Source organism: Streptomyces sp. NBC_00009 (assembly GCF_045040855.1).
GTDB classification, from domain to species: domain Bacteria; phylum Actinomycetota; class Actinomycetes; order Streptomycetales; family Streptomycetaceae; genus Streptomyces; species Streptomyces aureus.
Window position 1 is genome coordinate 7,118,918 of sequence record NZ_CP108312.1, and the last position, 18,030, is coordinate 7,136,947.

Here is an 18,030-nt window from a genome sequence, read left to right on the forward strand (position 1 = left end):
AGGGCGACGGCTTGTCCCAACGGGTTGTCCCAACAGAGTCCCGACGACACGAACAAGGACAAACCGGGGCGTTAGGCGGGTTTGTCCTTGCTCGTGGAGGGCGTCGCGGTGGGCGTCGTGGAGGACGACCGCAGGACTGGAAGCAGGCCCTAGCTCAGGGTCTTGAGCGCTGCTGCCGCGTCATACGGCTTCAGCTCGTCGAAACGGCCCTCCAGGACCTTCGCCGCCCACTCCGGGTCCTGGAGCAGGGCGCGGCCGATGGCGACCATGTCGAACTCGTCGCGCTCCAGGCGGTCGAGGAGGTCGTCGATGCCCTTGACCGCGGAGCCCTCGCCCATGAAGGCGCGGATGAAGTCGCCGTCCAGGCCGACGGAGCCGACCGTGATGGTGGGCTTGCCGGTGAGCTTCCTGGTCCAGCCCGCCAGGTTCAGGTCCGAGCCGTCGAACTCCGGGCTCCAGTAGCGGCGGGTGGAGGCGTGGAAGGCGTCGACGCCGGCCGCGGTGAGCGGGCCGAGGATCGCCTCGAGCTCGTCCGGGGTCTCGGCGAGCCGCGCGTCGTAGGCCTCCTGCTTCCACTGCGAGTAGCGGAAGATGACCGGGAATTCGGGGGAGACGTTCTCACGGATCGCGGCGACGATCTCGGCGGCGAACTGCGTGCGGGCCACGGCGTCGCCACCGTAGCCGTCGGTACGGCGGTTGGTCCCGGCCCAGAGGAACTGGTCGAGCAGGTAGCCGTGGGCGCCGTGCACCTCGACGCCGTCGAAGCCGATGCGCTCGGCGTCCTTGGCGGCCTGCGCGAACGCGCCGATGACGTCGTCCAGGTCGCCCTGGGTCATCGCCTTGCCCGTACCCTCGGTGCCGTCGAGGCGAAGGCCCGACGGGCCGACGGCCGGGGCCTCGGCGAAGGGCGGCTTGCCCTGCTGGCGCACCATGCCGATGTGCCACAGCTGCGGCACGATCGTGCCGCCCGCCGCGTGCACGTCCTCGGCGACCTTCGCCCAACCGGCCAGCTGCTCCTCGCCGTGGAAGCGCGGCACCCGGTCGCTCTCGCCGGCCGATTCGTGGCCGACGTAGGTCCCCTCGGTGACGATCAGGCCCACGCCCGCGGCGGCGCGGCGGGAGTAGTAGGACCGAACGTCCTCACCCGGGACGCCGTTCGGCGAGAACATGCGCGTCATGGGCGCCATCGCGATGCGGTTCGGGACTTTCAGACCGTTCAGGGCGACAGGGCGGGACAGGATCTCGGCAGCGCGGGAAACAGGCGACGCGGCGTCAGTCACAGAGTGCTCCTCTTAGGTACCAGTCGGTATGTGCACAAGCATGCAATCCGCGTGTGCCAACCGTTCCGGCTTCCATGACATTCCGCAGGTCAGCCTCGTCCTCATGTGATCCAGGCCACGGCCCCAGGATCTGAGGGGGGGTCGGCGGCGGTGCTGAGGCGTGTCGAGGCGAGTTGCTCCTCAGTACGCCGGCCGGCGGCGCGAGTGTCCCTCCGGGGGAGCATGCCCGGGGGTCCCGGACATCGAGACGCTGGGACATGTAGCTGAGACGGAAGGCTATTCAGCGGCTCATTCGATCTCCCTAGGGTTGAGGACATCAAGCGGGGCACCGGGCCGGCGCCCTCAACCCCACCTGGAACAGGGAGAGTTACCGTGCGCGCAGTGATCCAGAAGTCCTTCGGCGGTCCCGAGGTTCTCGAGGTCGTCGAGACCGGGCGGCCGAAGCCGCTCTCCGGTGAGGTTCTCGTCAAGGTGCACGCCAGCGCGGTCAACCCGGTGGACGTGGCCGTCAGGTCCGGCGCCTTCCCGCTGCTCGGCGAGCCCCCGTTCGGCGTCGGCTGGGATATCTCGGGAGTCGTCGAGGAGGCCGCGCCCGGCAGCCGGTTCGCCGTGGGCGACGAGGTCTACGGGATGCCGTTCTTCCCCCGCGCAGCCACCGGTTACGCCGAGTACGTCGCGGCCCCGTCCCGTCAGCTGGCCCGTAAGCCCGCGTCGGTCGACCACGTGCACGCCGCCGCCATCCCCCTCGCGGCGCTCACCGCCTGGCAGGGCCTCGTACAGGCCGCGGGCGTGAAGGAGGGGGACCGGGTCCTCATCCAGCGGGCGGCAGGCGGTGTCGGCCACTTCGCCGTGCAGATCGCCAAGGCGCGGGGCGCCCATGTGACCGCCATAGGCAGCGCGGCCCGGCAGGACTTCCTCCGCGGCCTCGGTGCCGACGAGGTCATCGACTACCGGACCACCGATTTCACCGACGTGGTCAAGGACGCCGACATCGTCCTCGACTCGCTCGCCCAGGGGGACCGGTCGCTCGGGGCGCTGCGTCCCGGCGGCGTGCTCATCAGCATCCTGGAACACGGTGACCCGGAGCTCGCCGCGCGCGTGGAGGCGGCCGGGCGGCGCTTCGCCGGCATCTCGGTCGAGCCGGACTACGCCGCGCTCGAGGCGATCGCCGAACTCGTCGACGCGGGCGCGATCCGTCCGTACGTCGAGGAGACGTTCCCGCTGGCGGAGGCGGGCAAGGCCCACGAGCTGGTCGCCTCGGGACATGTACAGGGCAAGATTGTCCTGACGGTCTGACCGGGACGGGCCGCACCAGGGAGGGCGAGGCCGGATGGACATCCTCACCGAGGCGCTGGCCTCGATGCGCACGGGACGCCCGGCGTCCGTCCGCACCAACGGCCGCGCCCCCTGGGGCCTGCGCCTGCCCCCGGTCGCCGGCGCAGGATTCCACGTGGTGCTGTACGGGACCTGCTGGCTGGTCCCGCTGGAGGACTCGGCCCCGCATCTGGAGCCGATCCCGCTGAGCCCCGGCGATGTCGTCTTCCTGCGCGACGGGCGGGGCCACATCCTCGCCGACCACCCGTCCAGCGCGGCCGAGGAGCCCACGGCCGAGCACTTCCGGGAGGGGTCGCCGATCGGCTCGGTGACGCTCGGCGGGGACGGCCCCGAGACCAGCCTGCTGTGCGGCAACTACCACCTGGACCAGGGCCGCCCGCACCCCCTGGTACGCCAACTGCCCGAGGTGGTCCACCTGCCGACGCGGCACGGGCGCCACCCGGAGCTGAGCGCCGCGGTCCAGCTCCTCGGCTCCGAGCTGGAGAATCCACGGATCGGCTCGGACGGCATCGTCCCCACGCTGATCGACTCGCTGCTCCTCTACATCCTGCGCGCCTGGCTGGACGACCAGCCCGCCTCCGCCGCGCAGGGCTGGGCCGCGGCGCTCGGCGACTCGGCCGTCGCGCCCGCGCTGGCGGCCATGCACGGCGACCCGTCGACCCAGTGGACCGTCGAGGCGCTGGCCGAGCGGGTCGGGCTGTCCCGCGCCGCGTTCGCCAGGCGGTTCACCGCGCTGGTGGGGGAGCCGCCCATGGCGTATCTGACCCGCTGGCGCATGACGACGGCGGCCCGGCTTCTACGGGAGTCCGACGCGCCCCTGACGACGGTTGCCGCCCGCACCGGCTACGGCTCGGAGTTCGCCTTCGCCAAGGCGTTCAAGCGGGAGTACGGGCTCGCCCCGGGCGGCTACCGGCGGCAGACCAGAGCGGCGTAGGCAGGGCGGCGCAGGCCGGGTGGCGCCGGCGGGGTGGCGCCGGCGGGGTGGCGCCGCGGGGGCGGCGCAGGCGGGGCCGAGTTTTCGAGTGCGAGTTCGAGTGGGGGTGCATTTTCGGGTTGACCGGACCATTCTGGAGGTATGGCCGAAGGTGCGCCCGTGACCGTGCACCCGCCCCTGCCTGACGGCGGTCGGCGGGTGACGATTCGCGGCGAGGACGTGGGGACCGCCTACAACCTGCTGGACGTCCTGGAATTCCTGCGCGCCGCGGGCCTTCCCGAGGCGGACACGGCCGTCGACGACCCGGAACTGATCGACTGGCATGATGCGGGGCCCGACTCCTGGGGCCCGGACGGGCCGGGGACGGCTTCGTGACCGGTCAGCCATAGGGGCTTGCGCGCGCTGGTGCAGGACATTTGCGTAAACCGGTCGACCAGGACGTTCGCGTGAGCCGGTCGACTAGGACGTTCGCGTGAGCCGGTCGAGCAGTTCGTGCCAGCCCGCCTCCACGCGGTCCAGCGGCATGCCCCGCTCGACGGTCAGATGGCGGACGAGCGCGGTGTCCGCGGCGGCCAGCAGCGTGTGCGCGAGGAGATCGGTGTCGCCCCGCACGCCCGCCTGGCGCAGCAGCAGCTTGACGTGTGTGTGGCGCAGGCGGTTCGCCGGGACCGAGTAGTTGCGCAGGGGGTCGGTGCGGGCGGCGAGGATCAGCTCGTGGTGGTCCCGCTCGTGGCGGATGAGGGCGGGCCCGAAGGCGTGCAGGCGCTCCAGGGCGGGCGCGTCCGGGCCCAGGGGCGGCGGGCCCGAGAGGAACGCCGCCTGGAGCTGCTGCTCCCGGTGGTCCAGGAGGGCGATGAGCAGCCCGGTCCGGTCGCCGAAGCGCCGGAAGACCGTCCCCTTGCCGACCCCGGCCGCCGTCGCCACCGCCTCCATGGTCAGGTTCGGCGCCCCGCACTCGGACATCAGGCGTGATGCGGCCTCCAGCAGGCGCGTGCGGTTGCGTGCCGCGTCCGCCCGCAGCGCGGGCCGCTCGCCCGCCGGTGTCAGGGCGAGGTCGGTCGGTCCGCCCTGGGTGCCGGACGTCGTGACGAGGGGAGGGATGGGGGCGGTCATGGCTTCAGAGTAGCGCCGGGAACCGACAAGTGGACCGCGGTCCGGATAGGTGGTACAACTTTAAACGGACTTCGGTCCGGTTGTACCGTGCATGAGATCCGTACGCCCTTATCTGGAGTTATGCCATGTCTGTTCGCATCCTCGCCCTCGTCGGCAGCCTCCGCGCCGGTTCCCACAACCGTCAGCTCGCCGAGGCCGCCGCCAAGCACGCGCCCGCCGGCGCCGACATCCAGCTCTTCGAGGGCCTCGCCGACGTGCCCTTCTACAACGAGGACATCGACGTCGAGGGCAGCGTCCCCGCCGCTGCCGAGCGGCTGCGCGAGGCCGCCGGTCAGGCCGACGCCTTCCTCCTCTTCTCGCCCGAGTACAACGGCACCATGCCGGCCGTCCTGAAGAACGCCATCGACTGGCTGTCCCGCCCGTACGGCGCCGGCGCGATCTCCGGCAAGCCGGTCGCCGTCGTCGGCACCGCGTTCGGCCAGTACGGCGGCGTGTGGGCGCAGGACGACGTGCGCAAGGCCGCGGGCATCGCCGGTGCCGCGGTGCTCGAGGACGTGAAGCTGTCCATCCCCGGCTCCGTGACGCGCTTCGCCGAGACCCACCCCGCCGACGACTCCGAGGTCGCGACCGCGCTGACCGAGGTCGTCGGCCGCCTGAGCGAGCAGGCCACCCCCGCCGCTGCCTGAGGCTCCTGACACGAGTGGGGCCGGAGGCCCGGGACGACGGCTGTCCCGGGCCTCCGGCCGCTCCCGTTCCGGGGGAGCCCTTACGGGTTCCGGACGAAGCCCGGCCGGGCCACGAACGGCTGATCCGTGGCAGCCCCGGAGCGCGCACGCCCATCCTCTCTGCCTACGATGCAGCGGTGACCACTCGCCTCGGCCCGCCCGCGCGACCGCAGTTGACGCTGCGGCTCCTCGGGCTGCTCGTCGGCACCGTGCTCCTGGGCCTGCTCGGCATGCACGGCCTGGGACCCGTACCGGCAGGCGCCCACAGCGAGATGCACCCCGCGGCCGCGTCCGCCATGGGCGCGAGTGGCGCCGCACACGCGGGTGACCATGCCGGGCCCGGACAGCAGGGCGTCAAGGCCTCTGCTTCTGACTTGTGCGACCACGGCGACGGTGGCTGCGGCGGGCATATGGCGCACGCCGACTCGATCTGCGCCTCCGCCTCCGTCGCCGGGCCCCCGGTGGTCGCGCCCGCGATGTTCCCCGACGTGATCACCTGCCCCGCCCGCCCGGAAGCCCGCACCTCGTCGGCCGGCAGTGGCCCCGACGGCGGCCGCGCCCCGCCGTCACTCTCGGAACTGCAACTCCTGCGGATCTAGAACGGCCCGCGCGGTACCGCACGCCCCAAGGGGCGGCGCCGCGCTCGCGCGAGCCCTTCACCCAAGATCAGCACCAGGAGTTCCGCATGACCGCACACCGCACGTTCGTACGCCGCGCCGCCGTCGCCGCCACCGCAGGGGCGGCCGCCCTGGTACTCGCTGCCTGTGGCAGCGACAAGCCGGCCGGGGAACACCACAAGGGGGCGAAGGAATCCGGCTCGTCTCCGGCCACCTCGACCCGGGCCGACGGTCACGACAAGGCAGAAGGCCGCAACAACGCCGACGGTCACAACAGCGCCGACGTCTCCTTCGCCAAGGAGATGATCCAGCACCACCGCCAGGCCGTCGAGATGGCCGGACTGGCCGAGGGCCGCGCCGCGTCGAAGGACGTCAAGAGCCTCGCCGCCAGGATCGAGGGAGCCCAGGACCCCGAGATCGAGAACATGTCCGGCTGGCTCACCGCATGGGGTGAGGAAGTCCCCGCCGACATGTCCGGCATGGGCCACGACATGTCCTCGTCCATGCCCGGCATGATGAGCGCAAGTGACATGGACGAGCTCAAGAAGGCCTCCGGCGGCGACTTCGACAAGAAGTTCCTCGCGATGATGGTCAAGCACCACGAGGGCGCCGTCGCGATGGGCAGGACCGAGAAGTCCGACGGCAAGTACGGCCCCGCGACGCGGCTCGCCGCCGACGTGGTGACCGCGCAGACCGCCGAGATCGAGCAGATGAACAAGATGCTCGGCAAGAGCTGACGGATCCGAAAGGGCTGACGGATCCGAAAGGGCTGACGGATCCGAAAGGGCTGACGGATCCGAAAGGGCTGACGGATCCGAAAGGGCTGACGGATCCGAAAGAGCTGACGGGTCCGAAAGGGCTGACAGGTCTGAAAGATCTGGCCAAACGCCCTGGGTGGACGCGCCGTACACCCCAGGGGTGTGGCCGACAGGGCACGCTGTCGGCCACACCCCGGCGGGGTGTACGCACGGGCTGCTCGCCGCCGGACCCGTGACGGCACGCGCGATCGGGGGCATGGTGGGAGACCCTCACCGCAACGGCCGCCCGGCACCCGCGCCGACCGTGAACCGGGACCCGCCACGGCCTGATCGTGCCGACCCGGGGCACTCGTCCGGTTCGGGAACCGGCGCCGGTGTGTGCGAGGCTCGACGCCAAGGGCCTTCGTACGTCGGCCGGATGGAGGTGCGATGTCCACGCAGAGCCACCGTTTGATGATCACCGAGCTGGCGAGCTGCGAAGGCTGCGCGGTGCTGCGGGTCAGCGGCGAACTCGACCAGAGTGGTGAGGAACTCTTCCTGGGCACGCTCGGTGCCTGCGTCGACGCGGGCCACCCGTACCTCGTCCTCGACGTCACCGCGCTCTCCTTCTGCGACTCACGCGGTCTGTACTGTCTGCTGGCCATGCGGTGGCTGCTGGACCGCCGGGGCGGCAAGCTCCTCCTGGCCGGGGCGGGGCGCCGGCTGACCGAACTCCTCGCCCAGACAGGCAGTGTCGATCTGCTCCCCGCCCAACGGTCCGTCGGCCAGGCCCTGTTGTCGCTGCCTCCCTCGCACCGGCCGGTCTGGCCGCCCGTGACGAGCCCCGGCGCACTGGACGACGGGCCGCCCGTGACGAGCCCCGGCGCACTGGACGACGGGCCGCCCAGACCCCCGCATCCCCGGCCTCCTTCACCCTGAGGGGCCCCGGCCCCGGCCCGGGGACACGCGGGACTCACCCGCCTCAGGCGGCCCCCGGCGCACCGGCGCGCAGGCCGTCCATCACGAGGTCGAACAGCCACCCGGCGCGGGACTGCCAGTCGCCGTGCGGGTCGATCTGCCAGAGCCCGGCGATGGCGAGTGCGAAGTCCTCCGGTGTCACCCCGGGGCGGATCGTGCCCGCCTCCTCGTTCGCCTTGACCAGGAGCGACATGGCGGAGGTCACCGGGCCGTGGCCGAGGGCGGCCAGGCTGCCGCGCGTGGTGGCCTGACGCAGTGCGTCCGCCAGACCGGCCTTCGCCATGGCGTACTGGGCGAGGCGGTCCATCCATGCGCGCAGGGCCTCGTCGGGAGGGCGGGCCGCGAGCAGCTGGGACGCGGCGTCGGCGACCTGCTGCATCTCGTAGCGGTAGACCTCGAGGACGAGGGACTCGCGGTTGGGGAAGTTGCGGTAGAACGTGCCCTGGCCGACGCCCGCCTTCTTCGCGATCGCGCTCAGCGGGGCGTCCGCCGACTGCGTCAGCTCGACCAGCGCCACTTCCAGGATGCGGTCGCGATTGCGTTGCGCGTCCGAGCGCAGCGGCGCGTCCTTCTTCGGCTGCACGCGTCCCCCTTCCGGGAATCACGAATCCGTACGCCGGTGCCAGGAACCGGTACGCCCTTGCTAAGCGGACAGGTGTCCGCTAGGTTCGACGTAGTGGACACTTGTCCGCTTAGGTCCACCATAGCGGCAGATCCGGCTCGAGTTAACGGCCGCCGCCCACCGCAAGCGGCCTTTCGGCCGACGAGCGCGCGGCAGGCGCGCCATCCCGAAGTTCTCCCTCTACGCACACCCCTCGCATACGTACAGCCCTCGCACCCCATGAGCGAAAGAAGGCTGATCATGGCCCCATCGACGTCCAGCGTCATCACGCTGAACATCAATGGTGAGAAGTACACGCTGCCCGTCGACCACCGCACCACCCTGCTCGACGCCCTGCGCGAGCGACTCGATCTGCCGGGCACCAAGAAGGGCTGCGACCAGGGCCAGTGCGGCGCCTGCACCGTGCTCCTCGACGGCCGCCGCGCCGTCTCCTGCCTGCAGCTCGCGGTCGCCGCCGAGGGGCGTGAGATCACCACCATCGAGGGGGTGGCCGACGCCGACGGACTGCATCCGGTGCAGCAGGCGTTCCTCGACCTCGACGGGTACCAGTGCGGTTACTGCACCCCCGGCCAGATCTGTTCGGCCCTCGCCGTCATCGAGGAGCACGCGGCGGGCTGGCCCAGCGCTGTCACCGCCGACGTACGGCCGGAGGCCGGTGTCCCACCGCTGACCGCCGACGAGATCCGGGAGCGGATGAGCGGCAACCTGTGCCGCTGCGGCGCCTACGTGTCGATCGTCAACGCCGTCGCACGCGCCGCCGGAACGGAGGCAGTCGCATGAAGGAGTTCGGCTACGAGCGCGTCTTCGACGTGCCCGCCGCGGTCGCCCTGCTCGACGCCGACCCCGACGCGCGCTGTCTGGGCGGCGGCACCAACCTCGTCGACCTGATGAAGACGGGCGTCGAGAGGCCGGCCCGGCTCGTCGACGTACGGGAACTGCCGCTCGGCGAGATCGAGTTGACGCCGGACGGCGGCCTGCGCATCGGTGCGACGGTCACCAACAGCGACCTCGCGGCCCATCCCGACGTGCGGCGCCGCTACCCGATGCTCGCGCAGGCCGTCCTCGCGGGCGCCTCGGGCCAGCTGCGCAACATGGCCACCGTCGGCGGCAATCTGCTCCAGCGCACCCGTTGCGGCTACTTCACCGACCTGGCCAAACCCTGCAACAAGCGCACGCCCGGCAGCGGTTGCCCCGCCATCGCGGGGGAGCACCACAACGCCGCGATCCTCGGCGCCTCCGCGCACTGCGTGGCCGTCCACCCCTCGGACATGGGAGTGGCGCTCGCCGCACTCGACGCCGTCGTCGCGTACGAAACGGTCGACGGTCCGGGCGAGTTGGCGCTTGCGGAGTTCTATGCGCCCGTGGGTGAGACTCCGCACGTGGAGACCACGCTGCCGCCCGGCGCGCTCATCACCGCCGTCATCCTGCCCCCGGCGCCCGTCGCCGCCCTCTCCCGCTATCGCAAGGTCCGTGAGCGTGCGTCCTACGCGTTCGCGATCGGCTCCGTCGCCGCCGCGCTCGACGTCCGGGACGGAACTGTCCACGAAGTGCGCCTCGCCTTCGGAGCGGTGGCGTCACGACCCTGGCGCGCACGCGCGGCCGAACGCGTCCTGACCGGCGGCCCCGCGACCGCCGAGGCCTTCGCCGCCGCCGCGGACGCCGAACTCGCGGCCGCTGAGACGCTGCCTCACAATGGATACAAGGTGACGCTGATGCGCAATCTCGTCGTGGCCGTGCTGACCGAGCTCGCCGAGGAGGCCGCCCGATGACCACGACGACCACGACCGTCCCGGTGGCGGGCGCCGTCGGAACCTCGTACACGCGCGTGGAGGGCCGGGACAAGGTCACCGGGGCGGCCCGGTACGCGGGGGACGTCCCCTTCGCCGAACTCGCCCACGGCTGGCTGGTGCTGTCCACCATCGCCCGCGGCCGCATCCGCTCCGTCGAGTCGGACGCCGTCCGCGAGATGCCGGGGGTTCTCAGCGTCCTGCACCACGGCAACGCGCCGCGTGTCGACGGGAACTACATCGGCATGCTGGGGCGCCCCGACCCGATCGTCGAGGTGTTCCAGCACGACCGGGTGCCGTTCGTGGGCTGGCCGGTGGCGCTGGTCGTCGCGGAGACCTCCGAGCAGGCCAGGGAGGCCGCCGAGGCACTGGTGGTGCACTACGAAGAAGAGCCGCACGACGTCGAGTTCTCCTCCGCGCACCCCGACACCTACATGCCGGACGGCGACGGCACACTGGTGGAGAAGGGCGACCTCGCGGCCGAACTCGCCGCGTCCGTCCACGTCGTGGACGAGGAGTACACCACCCCCGAAGAGCACCACAGCTCGATGGAACCGCACGCGGCGACGGCGCGCTGGGACAACGGACGCCTCGAGATCCTCGACTCCAACCAGGGCAGCACCTGGGTCGCGCAGGAACTGGCGAACCTGTTCTCCCTCGACCCGGCGTCGGTGCGGGTGCGGTCCGAGCACGTCGGCGGCGCGTTCGGCTCCAAGGGCGTGCGTGTGCACCAGATCCTCGCCGTGATGGCGGCGACCGCACTCGACCGCCCGGTCAGGGTCGTTATGACGCGGCGTCAGATGTTCTCGCTCGTCGGCTACCGCAGCCCCACCGCCCAGCGCGTCCGACTCGGCGCCGACGCCGACGGACGACTGCGCGCCCTCGACCACCAGGCGCACAGCCTCACGTCGACGGTCCACGAATTCGTCGAGGGAAGCGCCGGGTTCGCCCGGCCGATGTACGCCTCCGACGCCCACCGCAGCGTCAACCGCGTGGTGCGCCTCGACGTGCCGACCCCGACCTTCATGCGCGCGCCGGGCGAGGCTCCGGGCTCCTTCGCCGTGGAGTCCGCGCTCGACGAACTCGCCGAGCGGTCCGGCATGGACCCGATCGCGCTGCGCGCCCGCAACGAACCGGACGTGGGCCCTGTCTCCGGGCTGCCGTTCGGCTCCCGCAACCTCCTGGCCTGTTTCGAGGAAGGGGCCCGCAGGTTCGGCTGGGCGGACCGGGACCCGCGTCCCGGCCTGCGGCGCGACGGGCGCTGGCTGCTCGGCACCGGCACGGCCGCCGCCACCTTCCCGGTGATCGTCATGCCGTCCACGGCGGCCGTGACCGCGGAGGCCGACGGCACCTTCACCGTGCGGATCACCGCGTCGGACGTCGGGACAGGAGCGCGGACCGCGCTGACCCTGCTCGCGGCGGAAGCCCTCGACGTGGCCCAGGAACGCGTCCACGTACGCATCGGCGACAGCGACTTCGGCCCGGCGGCGATCTCGGGCGGCTCCATGGGCACGCGCTCCTGGGGCTGGGCCGTCACGGCCGCGGCGCGAGACCTGCGCGAGCAGTTGGCTCTCGGTGGCGACATCCCGCCGCAGGGCATCACCGTGCGGTCCGACACCAGCGCCGCCGTCGGCGCACTCGCGCAGCAGGAACGGCACTCCTTCGGCGCCCAGTTCGCCGAGGTCGCCGTCGACGTCACCACCGGCGAGGTGCGCGTACGGCGCATGCTCGGCGTTTTCGCGGCAGGCAGGATCGTCAACCCGCTGACCGCGCGCAGCCAGTTCATCGGCGGGATGACCTGGGGACTGTCCATGGCGCTGCACGAAGAGGCGATCCGGGACCAGGTCACGGGCGGCCACGTCGGAGCCGACCTCGCGGGCTACCACTTCGCCGCGAACGCCGACGTACCACTGATCGAGGCGGACTGGGTCGACGACCCGGACGCCGACGACCCCGTCGGGATCAAGGGCATCGGCGAGATCGGCATCGTGGGGGCGGCCGCGGCCGTCGCCAACGCGGTCTGGCACGCGACCGGCGCCCGCCACCGCCACCTGCCGATCCGGCCCGACCGCGTCCTGTCCGCCGGGGCCCCGGCCGAGGGTGACAGCGATGCTTGACATCGCCGACGAGCTGAACCGGTGGGCCGGACAGGGCCGGGACTTCGCCGTCGCCACGGTCGTCTCGGTGGGCGGCAGCGCACCCCGCCCGCCCGGCGCCGCGCTCGCCGTCGACAGCGAGGGCACGGTCATCGGCTCGGTCTCCGGCGGCTGCGTCGAGGCAGCGGTCTACGAACTGTGCGTGCAGGTGCTCCAGGACGGCGGGTCCGTCCTGGAGCGGTTCGGCTACAGCGACGAGGACGCCTTCGCCGTGGGGCTCACCTGCGGCGGCGTCATCGAGGTCCTGGTCACGCCGGTGCGCGCCGACGCGCCGGACAGGCCCGTGTTCGCGGCGGCGCTCGCGGCCGCCGCCCGCGGCGAGACGGCCGCGCTCGCCCGGGTGTCCCGCGGACCGGCCGAACTGCGGGGCGGGGCACTGCTGGTGAGGGCCGACGGGTCGTACGAGGGAAGGCTCGCCGGGGGCGCCGGTCTCGAGCGCACCGTGGCGGGCGAGGCGCGGGCACTCGTCGCCGCGGGCCGCACCGGCACGTTCGACCTCTCGGCCGACGGCTCCCACTGCGGCGCCGACCTGACGCTGTTCGTCGAGTCGAGCGTGCCACCGCCCCGGATGATCGTCTTCGGCGCCGTCGACTTCGCCGCGGCTCTGGTCCGTACGGGCAAGTTCCTCGGTTACCACGTGACGTTGTGCGACGCACGCCCCGTCTTCGCCACACGGGCCCGCTTCCCCGACGCCGACGACATCGTCGTCGACTGGCCGGACCGCTACCTGCGGCGCACCACGACTGACGAACGCACGGTCCTGTGTGTGCTCACCCATGACGCGAAGTTCGACATTCCGCTCCTGGAGATCGCGCTACGGCTGCCCGTCGCATTCGTCGGAGCGATGGGCTCACGCCGGACCCACGAGGACCGCGACCGCCGCCTCCGCGAAGTCGGCCTGACCAGCGAGGAGTTGGCCCACCTGCACTCACCGATCGGCCTGGACCTCGGCGCCCGCACACCCGAGGAGACGGCCCTGTCCATCGCGGCGGAAATCATCGCGTCGAGACAGGGCGGCACGGGCGCACCCCTGACCGCCTCGCGGACACCGATCCATCACGACGGCGAGGCGGGGGAGCGGCGCCAGATCATGTCGGGGCGGATCTGAGGTACGACACGACCGTAGCTGGAGAGGGTGGGCCATATTCGGCATGTCGGGCCTCAACGACCCGTGCGGGGAGGTGTGTTGAAGCCCCCAGGGTCCGGGCCTGACGCGGCAGCTCGGAAGTGGAGCCGCGCCGTATGGGCCGCCTTCTCCGGTGACAGGTTCGCACCCTCCCCGTACGCCGCCGCAAAGGCCGTGTCGCCCAGCGCAGCCGTCGCCCTCGCCGTGATGCGGTCCACGTCGCCGCGTTCTGCGGGCGGGAGCGGTGCGCCCGCGCTGCGGCGGGCCGCGTCCGCGGCGCCGAGGAGTGCGGCCGCCCGGCCCCCGTCCTCAGCCAGTGCTGCCGCGCCTGCCAGGCCCTCCAGGGAGAGGGCCACGGCGCGCGGCTCGCCGATGGCGCAGGCGACGTCCAGGCCGAGGAGATGGTGGGCGACCGCCCCGGCCGCATCCCCGCGCAGCTCGGCGACGAAGCCCAGTTCCGCCTGGAGCAGATGGTCCCCCGCCTCCGACGACACGTCACCGAACCCGTCGCGGATACGCAGCAGATGCGCCTGCGCCGCATCGAGGTCGCCGGAGCGGCGTGCGCCAAGGGCGAGGCCCATCTCCGCATGGAGTTCGCCGTACTTGTAGCCCTGTTCGGACGCTGATCGCCGAGCTTGCTCGTGCAGTTCGGCGGCCCGGTCCCAGTCGCGGTCGAGCAGCGCGAGCCGGCCCAGGCCGGAGAGCCGGGCGGAGACCTCGGCGTCCAGGCCGAGTTCCCGCGCCATACGCAGTCCCTCCTCGTGGCGCCGGGCGGACTCCGCGTACTCACCCTTGATCTCGGCGAGCGCCGCCAGTGGCTCCACCGTCTGCAACTCGCCCCACCGGTCGCCGAGTTCACGGAAGAGCGCCGCGCTGCGCAGCCCGTCGCGCCCGAGGGCGTCCAGGTCGCCACGGATCAGCGAGTGCATCGACCGCAGCCCGAGTGCCGCGGCCGTACCCCACCGGTCGTCCGCGGCGGCGAAGAGAGCGAGCGCGCGCGAGACGGCCTCCTCACTGGCGGCGAGGTCACCCGACCTGAACAGGCCGTACGCGGAGAACCACACGGCGCGCCCCCGCCGCACAGGATCGGCGATCGCCACGTCAGGGCGCGGCGCCGCCGAGGGCTGCTCACCCGTCATCAGCCCGAACGCAACGCTCAGCACCCGGAGTTCGACCGCCGACGGCACCGCGGCGAGCACGGCCGACAGGGCCCGACGGGCCTCGCTCAGGCGGCCGCGCAGCAGCCACCACCAGGACAGGGCGGTGGCCAGGCGCACCGCGTCGTCGGTAGTGCCACCCGTCGACGCGCGGCCCGTCGCCTCGTCGAGCGCCGCCCGCAGATTGGCGGTCTCGGCGTCGAGCCGGCCGAGCCACTCGCGCTGCCCGCCGCCACGGAGGCGGGGCTCGGCGCGCTCGGCCATGTCCGTGTAGTGCCGCAGATGGCGGTGGCGTACCGCGGCGAGTTCGTCCGTCTCATGCAGGCGCTCCTTCGCGTACGCGGCGACGGACTCGAGGAGCCGGTAGCGGGGGCCGGTGCCGTCGGGGCCGGTCACCACGACGACCAGCGACCGGTCGACCAGTCGCGTCACGAGGTCGAGGACCTCGTCGCGGCGCACCCCGTCGCCCGCGCACACCTCCTCCGCCGCGTCCAAAGCGCAGCCGTCGCGATGTACGGCCAGGCGGCGCAGCACGATCCGCTCGGAAACGCCGAGCAGCTCCCAGCTCCAGTCGATCACCGCCCGCAGGGTCTGCTGACGCGGCGGCGCACCCCGTCGTCCCGACGTCAGCACCCGGAAACGGTCCTGGAGCCGGGCCGCCAACTCCCCTACGCCCAGGGCCCGTACGCGCGTAGCTGCCAGTTCGAGCGCGAGCGGAATGCCGTCGAGGCGCCGGCAGATCTCCAGAACCGCCGCACGCGTCTCAGGAGTGGCTTCGTCGAGCGAGAAGCCGGGGGAGGCCGCCGCTGCGCGCGCCGTGAACAGGCGTACCGCGTCCGCGGGTTGCAGCGGCTCGACCAGATGGACCGTCTCCCCGGCGACGCACAGCGGCTCCTGGGTGGTGGCCAGGACCCGCAGGTGCGGTGCGTGGCCCAGCAGCGTCTCGGCGAGCCGCGCCACCGACTCGACGACCTGCTCGCAGTTGTCCAGGACGAGCAGCGTCCTGCGGTCCCGCAGGGCCGTGGCGAGCCGTTGCTCGGGCGCGGCCGCCGCGCCTTGGCCCGGTGGACCCGAAAGCGCGTCGTCCCGCAGGCCCAGCGCCGCGGAGACGACCTGCGCGAGATCGGCCACGCTCCCGCGCTCACCGGCGAGTTCGACGAGCCACACCCCGTCGGGGGCGTCCTGGATCCGCCGGGCCGCCTCGACCGCGAGCCGTGTCTTGCCGACCCCGCCGGGGCCGGTGAGCGTGACCAGGCGTTCCGTGGCGAGGAGCTGACCGATCTCGGCCAGGGAATCGTCACGGCCCACGAGCGCCGTGAGCGGGGCGGGAAGGTTCGACCGGGGGCGTTCGGACAGCGACGGCGCGGCGCCCGCAGGAGAGGCAGGGGGAGGGGTGAGCGACGGGTCCTGGCGCAGGATCGCCTCGTGGAGCGCGGCCAGTTCGGGGCTCGGGTCGAGGCCGAGCTCGTCCGCGAGCCGGCCCCGCAGTTCCGCGTACGAGGCGAGCGCCTCGCTCTGCCGGCCCGCCAGATACAGCGCTCGCAGCTGGACGGCTCGCAGCCGTTCCCGGAGCGGATGGCGCGCGACGAGGCCCGCCAGCTCCCCGGTGAGGAGCGTGAGGTCGCCCGACTCCAGGAGCGCCTCGGCCCGTTCCTCGAGGACGGCCAGCCGCTGCTCCGTCAGGCGCTGCGCAGCAGTACGTACGAACTCCTCGTCCGCGAAATCGGCGTAGGCCGGACCACGCCACAACTCCAGTGCCTCGGTGAGGAGTTCGGCCCGTTCGCGCGGACCCGCCGCGGATCCCGCCCGGTCCACCAGCGACAGGAAGCGGTCGGCGTCCACCTCGTCCCCGGCCTCGTCGAGACGGAGCCGGTAGCCGGGCGCTTGGCGCACCACGCGGTCGCGGCCGATCGCTTTGCGTAGCTGAGAGACCTTCGCCTGGAGGGCGTTGGCGGGATTCCCAGGAAGATCGTCGCCCCACAGGCCGTCGATGAGGCGGTCGGCGGAGACGGGCCGCCCCTCGTGGACCAGGAGGGCGGCGAGGAGGGCCCTGACCTTGACCTCGGGAACCGCGACCGGCTCCCCGTCGCCGTCCCGCACCGTCAGTGGACCAAGCACCCCGAACCGCATGTGATCACCGTACACACGCCGTAGCCGCCGACCGTCAGCGGACCGTCAGCGTTCCCGAAGGCCCGACCTGCACTGTCGTCGCATGACCGGAACAGACGTCACCAGAACAGAGCCGACCCGCACACCACCCGCCGCACCAGCCACCGCCTTCGCCCCCGAGAACCGAAAGCTGCCCCTCCCCGCCCTGCTCGCCCTCGCCACCGCCGTCTTCATCACGAGCCTGACGGAGACCCTGCCCGCGGGTCTGCTGCCCGCGATGAGCCGTGACCTGAGCGTCGGCGAATCGGCTACCGGGCAGACCGTGACGGTCTACGCGATCGGCACCGCCCTCACAGCGATCCCCCTCACCGCGGTCACCGCCGGATGGCGCCGCAAGCGGCTCCTGATGACGGCGATGGCGGGGTTCGGCGTCGCCAACACGGTGACCGCCCTCTCGGCGAACTTCCCCCTCACGATGGTGGCCCGGTTCGTGGCCGGGGTCGCGGCCGGCCTGGCCTGGGCGCTGCTCGCCGGTTACGCCCGGCGCCTCGCGCCCGCCCACCTCCAGGGCAGGGCCATCGCGATCGCGATGGCGGGCATCCCGGTCGCACTGTCCCTGGGCGTTCCCGCGGGCACGTTCCTCGGCAAGGCCGTGAACTGGCAGATCGCGTTCCTGAGCATGACCGTCCTCACCGTCGCCCTCCTCGGCTGGATCGCCGCGGCCGTCCCCGACCAGCCAGGACTGCGACAGGGGGCCCGGCCGCCGATGCTGCGGGCGCTCCGCGTCCCCGGCGTGTCCCCGGTCCTCTTCGTCACCCTCGTCTTCGTCCTCGCCCACACCGTCCTCTATACGTTCGTCGCGACGTTCCTCGACGGAGTCGGCATGGGGAACTCCACCGACCTCGTGCTGCTGGTTTTCGGCGCCGCGTCCCTGGCGAGCATCTGGATCGTGGGCGCACTGATCAACCGGCACCTGCGCGCCCTGACCGTCGCGGCCGCCCTGCTGGTCGCCGCGGCGGCGGCCGTCCTGGCCCTGCGGTCCGACAGCCCCGCCCTGGTGTACGTGGCCGTGACGCTGTGGGGCCTCGGCTGGGGCGGCGCCCCCACGCTCCTGCAGACCGCCGCGGGCGAGGCGGGAGGCGAGTCGGCGGACGCGGCGCAGGCCATGCTCGTCACCCTCTGGAACGTGGCCATGGCCGGCGGCGGAATAGCCGGCGGGATCCTCCTCGACCTGGTCGGATCCCGCTCCTTCCCCTGGACGGTCCTCCTGCTCCTGGTTCCCGTACTCGCCGTGGTCGTCGCCGCCCGCACCCACGGATTCCCCGCCCGCCGCACGGCGCGGACCTCATGAACG

The 18,030-nt window shown here is 72.5% G+C and carries 16 protein-coding genes; 12 read left to right on the forward strand and 4 right to left on the reverse strand.

The window, feature by feature from the left end:
- Positions 1–149 precede the first annotated feature (149 nt).
- Positions 150–1,280 carry an NADH:flavin oxidoreductase gene (locus OHA58_RS32245; protein WP_405483115.1) on the reverse strand — a complete coding sequence of 377 codons (1,131 nt, stop codon included), beginning with the start codon at positions 1,278–1,280 and terminating at the stop codon, positions 150–152.
- Between the two features lie 372 nt (positions 1,281–1,652).
- Here OHA58_RS32245 and OHA58_RS32250 point away from each other — a divergent pair, with 372 nt between their 5' ends.
- From OHA58_RS32250 to OHA58_RS32260, 3 genes are all read left to right on the forward strand, one after another.
- Entirely contained in the window at positions 1,653–2,576 is a 924-nt protein-coding gene (locus OHA58_RS32250) for an NADP-dependent oxidoreductase (RefSeq protein ID WP_405483117.1), read from the forward strand.
- 34 nt (positions 2,577–2,610) lie between these two features.
- A complete protein-coding gene (locus OHA58_RS32255) occupies positions 2,611–3,549 on the forward strand; it encodes an AraC family transcriptional regulator (protein ID WP_405483118.1) in 939 nt (312 codons plus the stop codon).
- 159 nt (positions 3,550–3,708) lie between these two features.
- Positions 3,709–3,924: a hypothetical protein gene (locus tag OHA58_RS32260; protein ID WP_405483120.1), complete on the forward strand. Its 216-nt coding sequence runs from the start codon at positions 3,709–3,711 to the stop codon at positions 3,922–3,924.
- Positions 3,925–4,008: 84 nt separating this feature from the next.
- Here the strand turns inward: OHA58_RS32260 and OHA58_RS32265 are convergent, their stop codons facing one another.
- Positions 4,009–4,662, reverse strand: a complete 654-nt coding sequence (locus OHA58_RS32265; protein ID WP_405483122.1) for a TetR/AcrR family transcriptional regulator — start codon at positions 4,660–4,662, stop codon at positions 4,009–4,011.
- A 125-nt stretch (positions 4,663–4,787) separates the two neighbouring features.
- On the opposite strand from OHA58_RS32265, the gene OHA58_RS32270 reads away from it, so the two are divergent.
- The 4 genes from OHA58_RS32270 to OHA58_RS32285 all read left to right on the forward strand — a co-directional run bounded on the left by OHA58_RS32270 (position 4,788) and on the right by OHA58_RS32285 (position 7,680).
- Positions 4,788–5,348, forward strand: a complete 561-nt coding sequence (locus tag OHA58_RS32270) for an NAD(P)H-dependent oxidoreductase (protein ID WP_405483124.1) — start codon at positions 4,788–4,790, stop codon at positions 5,346–5,348.
- Positions 5,349–5,524: 176 nt separating this feature from the next.
- Positions 5,525–5,986: a DUF6153 family protein gene (locus OHA58_RS32275; protein WP_405483125.1), complete on the forward strand. Its 462-nt coding sequence runs from the start codon at positions 5,525–5,527 to the stop codon at positions 5,984–5,986.
- Positions 5,987–6,072: 86 nt separating this feature from the next.
- On the forward strand, positions 6,073–6,741 hold the full coding sequence (locus tag OHA58_RS32280; RefSeq protein ID WP_405483126.1) for a DUF305 domain-containing protein: 669 nt from the start codon (positions 6,073–6,075) through the stop codon (positions 6,739–6,741).
- Between the two features lie 450 nt (positions 6,742–7,191).
- Positions 7,192–7,680, forward strand: coding sequence for an STAS domain-containing protein (locus OHA58_RS32285; protein WP_405483127.1), 489 nt, complete (start codon positions 7,192–7,194; stop codon positions 7,678–7,680).
- Between the two features lie 43 nt (positions 7,681–7,723).
- Here the strand turns inward: OHA58_RS32285 and OHA58_RS32290 are convergent, their stop codons facing one another.
- Positions 7,724–8,302, reverse strand: a complete 579-nt coding sequence (locus OHA58_RS32290) for a TetR/AcrR family transcriptional regulator (RefSeq protein ID WP_405483128.1) — start codon at positions 8,300–8,302, stop codon at positions 7,724–7,726.
- Positions 8,303–8,581: 279 nt separating this feature from the next.
- Between OHA58_RS32290 and OHA58_RS32295 the strand changes: the two genes are divergently transcribed.
- The 4 genes from OHA58_RS32295 to OHA58_RS32310 are packed head-to-tail and all read left to right on the forward strand — an operon-like array spanning position 8,582 to position 13,392.
- Positions 8,582–9,121: a (2Fe-2S)-binding protein gene (locus tag OHA58_RS32295; RefSeq protein WP_116500233.1), complete on the forward strand. Its 540-nt coding sequence runs from the start codon at positions 8,582–8,584 to the stop codon at positions 9,119–9,121.
- Entirely contained in the window at positions 9,118–10,110 is a 993-nt protein-coding gene (locus tag OHA58_RS32300) for an FAD binding domain-containing protein (RefSeq protein ID WP_405483130.1), read from the forward strand. The genes OHA58_RS32295 and OHA58_RS32300 overlap by 4 nt, the downstream gene beginning before the upstream one ends.
- A complete protein-coding gene (locus OHA58_RS32305) occupies positions 10,107–12,245 on the forward strand; it encodes a xanthine dehydrogenase family protein molybdopterin-binding subunit (protein WP_405483132.1) in 2,139 nt (712 codons plus the stop codon). Before OHA58_RS32300 ends, OHA58_RS32305 begins: the two co-directional genes overlap by 4 nt.
- Positions 12,238–13,392, forward strand: coding sequence for an XdhC family protein (locus OHA58_RS32310; protein ID WP_405483133.1), 1,155 nt, complete (start codon positions 12,238–12,240; stop codon positions 13,390–13,392). Before OHA58_RS32305 ends, OHA58_RS32310 begins: the two co-directional genes overlap by 8 nt.
- 53 nt (positions 13,393–13,445) lie before the next feature.
- On the opposite strand, the gene OHA58_RS32315 is transcribed toward OHA58_RS32310, so the two are convergent.
- A complete protein-coding gene (locus tag OHA58_RS32315) occupies positions 13,446–16,697 on the reverse strand; it encodes a BTAD domain-containing putative transcriptional regulator (protein ID WP_405483134.1) in 3,252 nt (1,083 codons plus the stop codon).
- An 82-nt stretch (positions 16,698–16,779) separates the two neighbouring features.
- Here OHA58_RS32315 and OHA58_RS32320 point away from each other — a divergent pair, with 82 nt between their 5' ends.
- Positions 16,780–18,027: an MFS transporter gene (locus OHA58_RS32320; RefSeq protein ID WP_405483135.1), complete on the forward strand. Its 1,248-nt coding sequence runs from the start codon at positions 16,780–16,782 to the stop codon at positions 18,025–18,027.
- Positions 18,028–18,030: the final 3 nt, after the last annotated feature.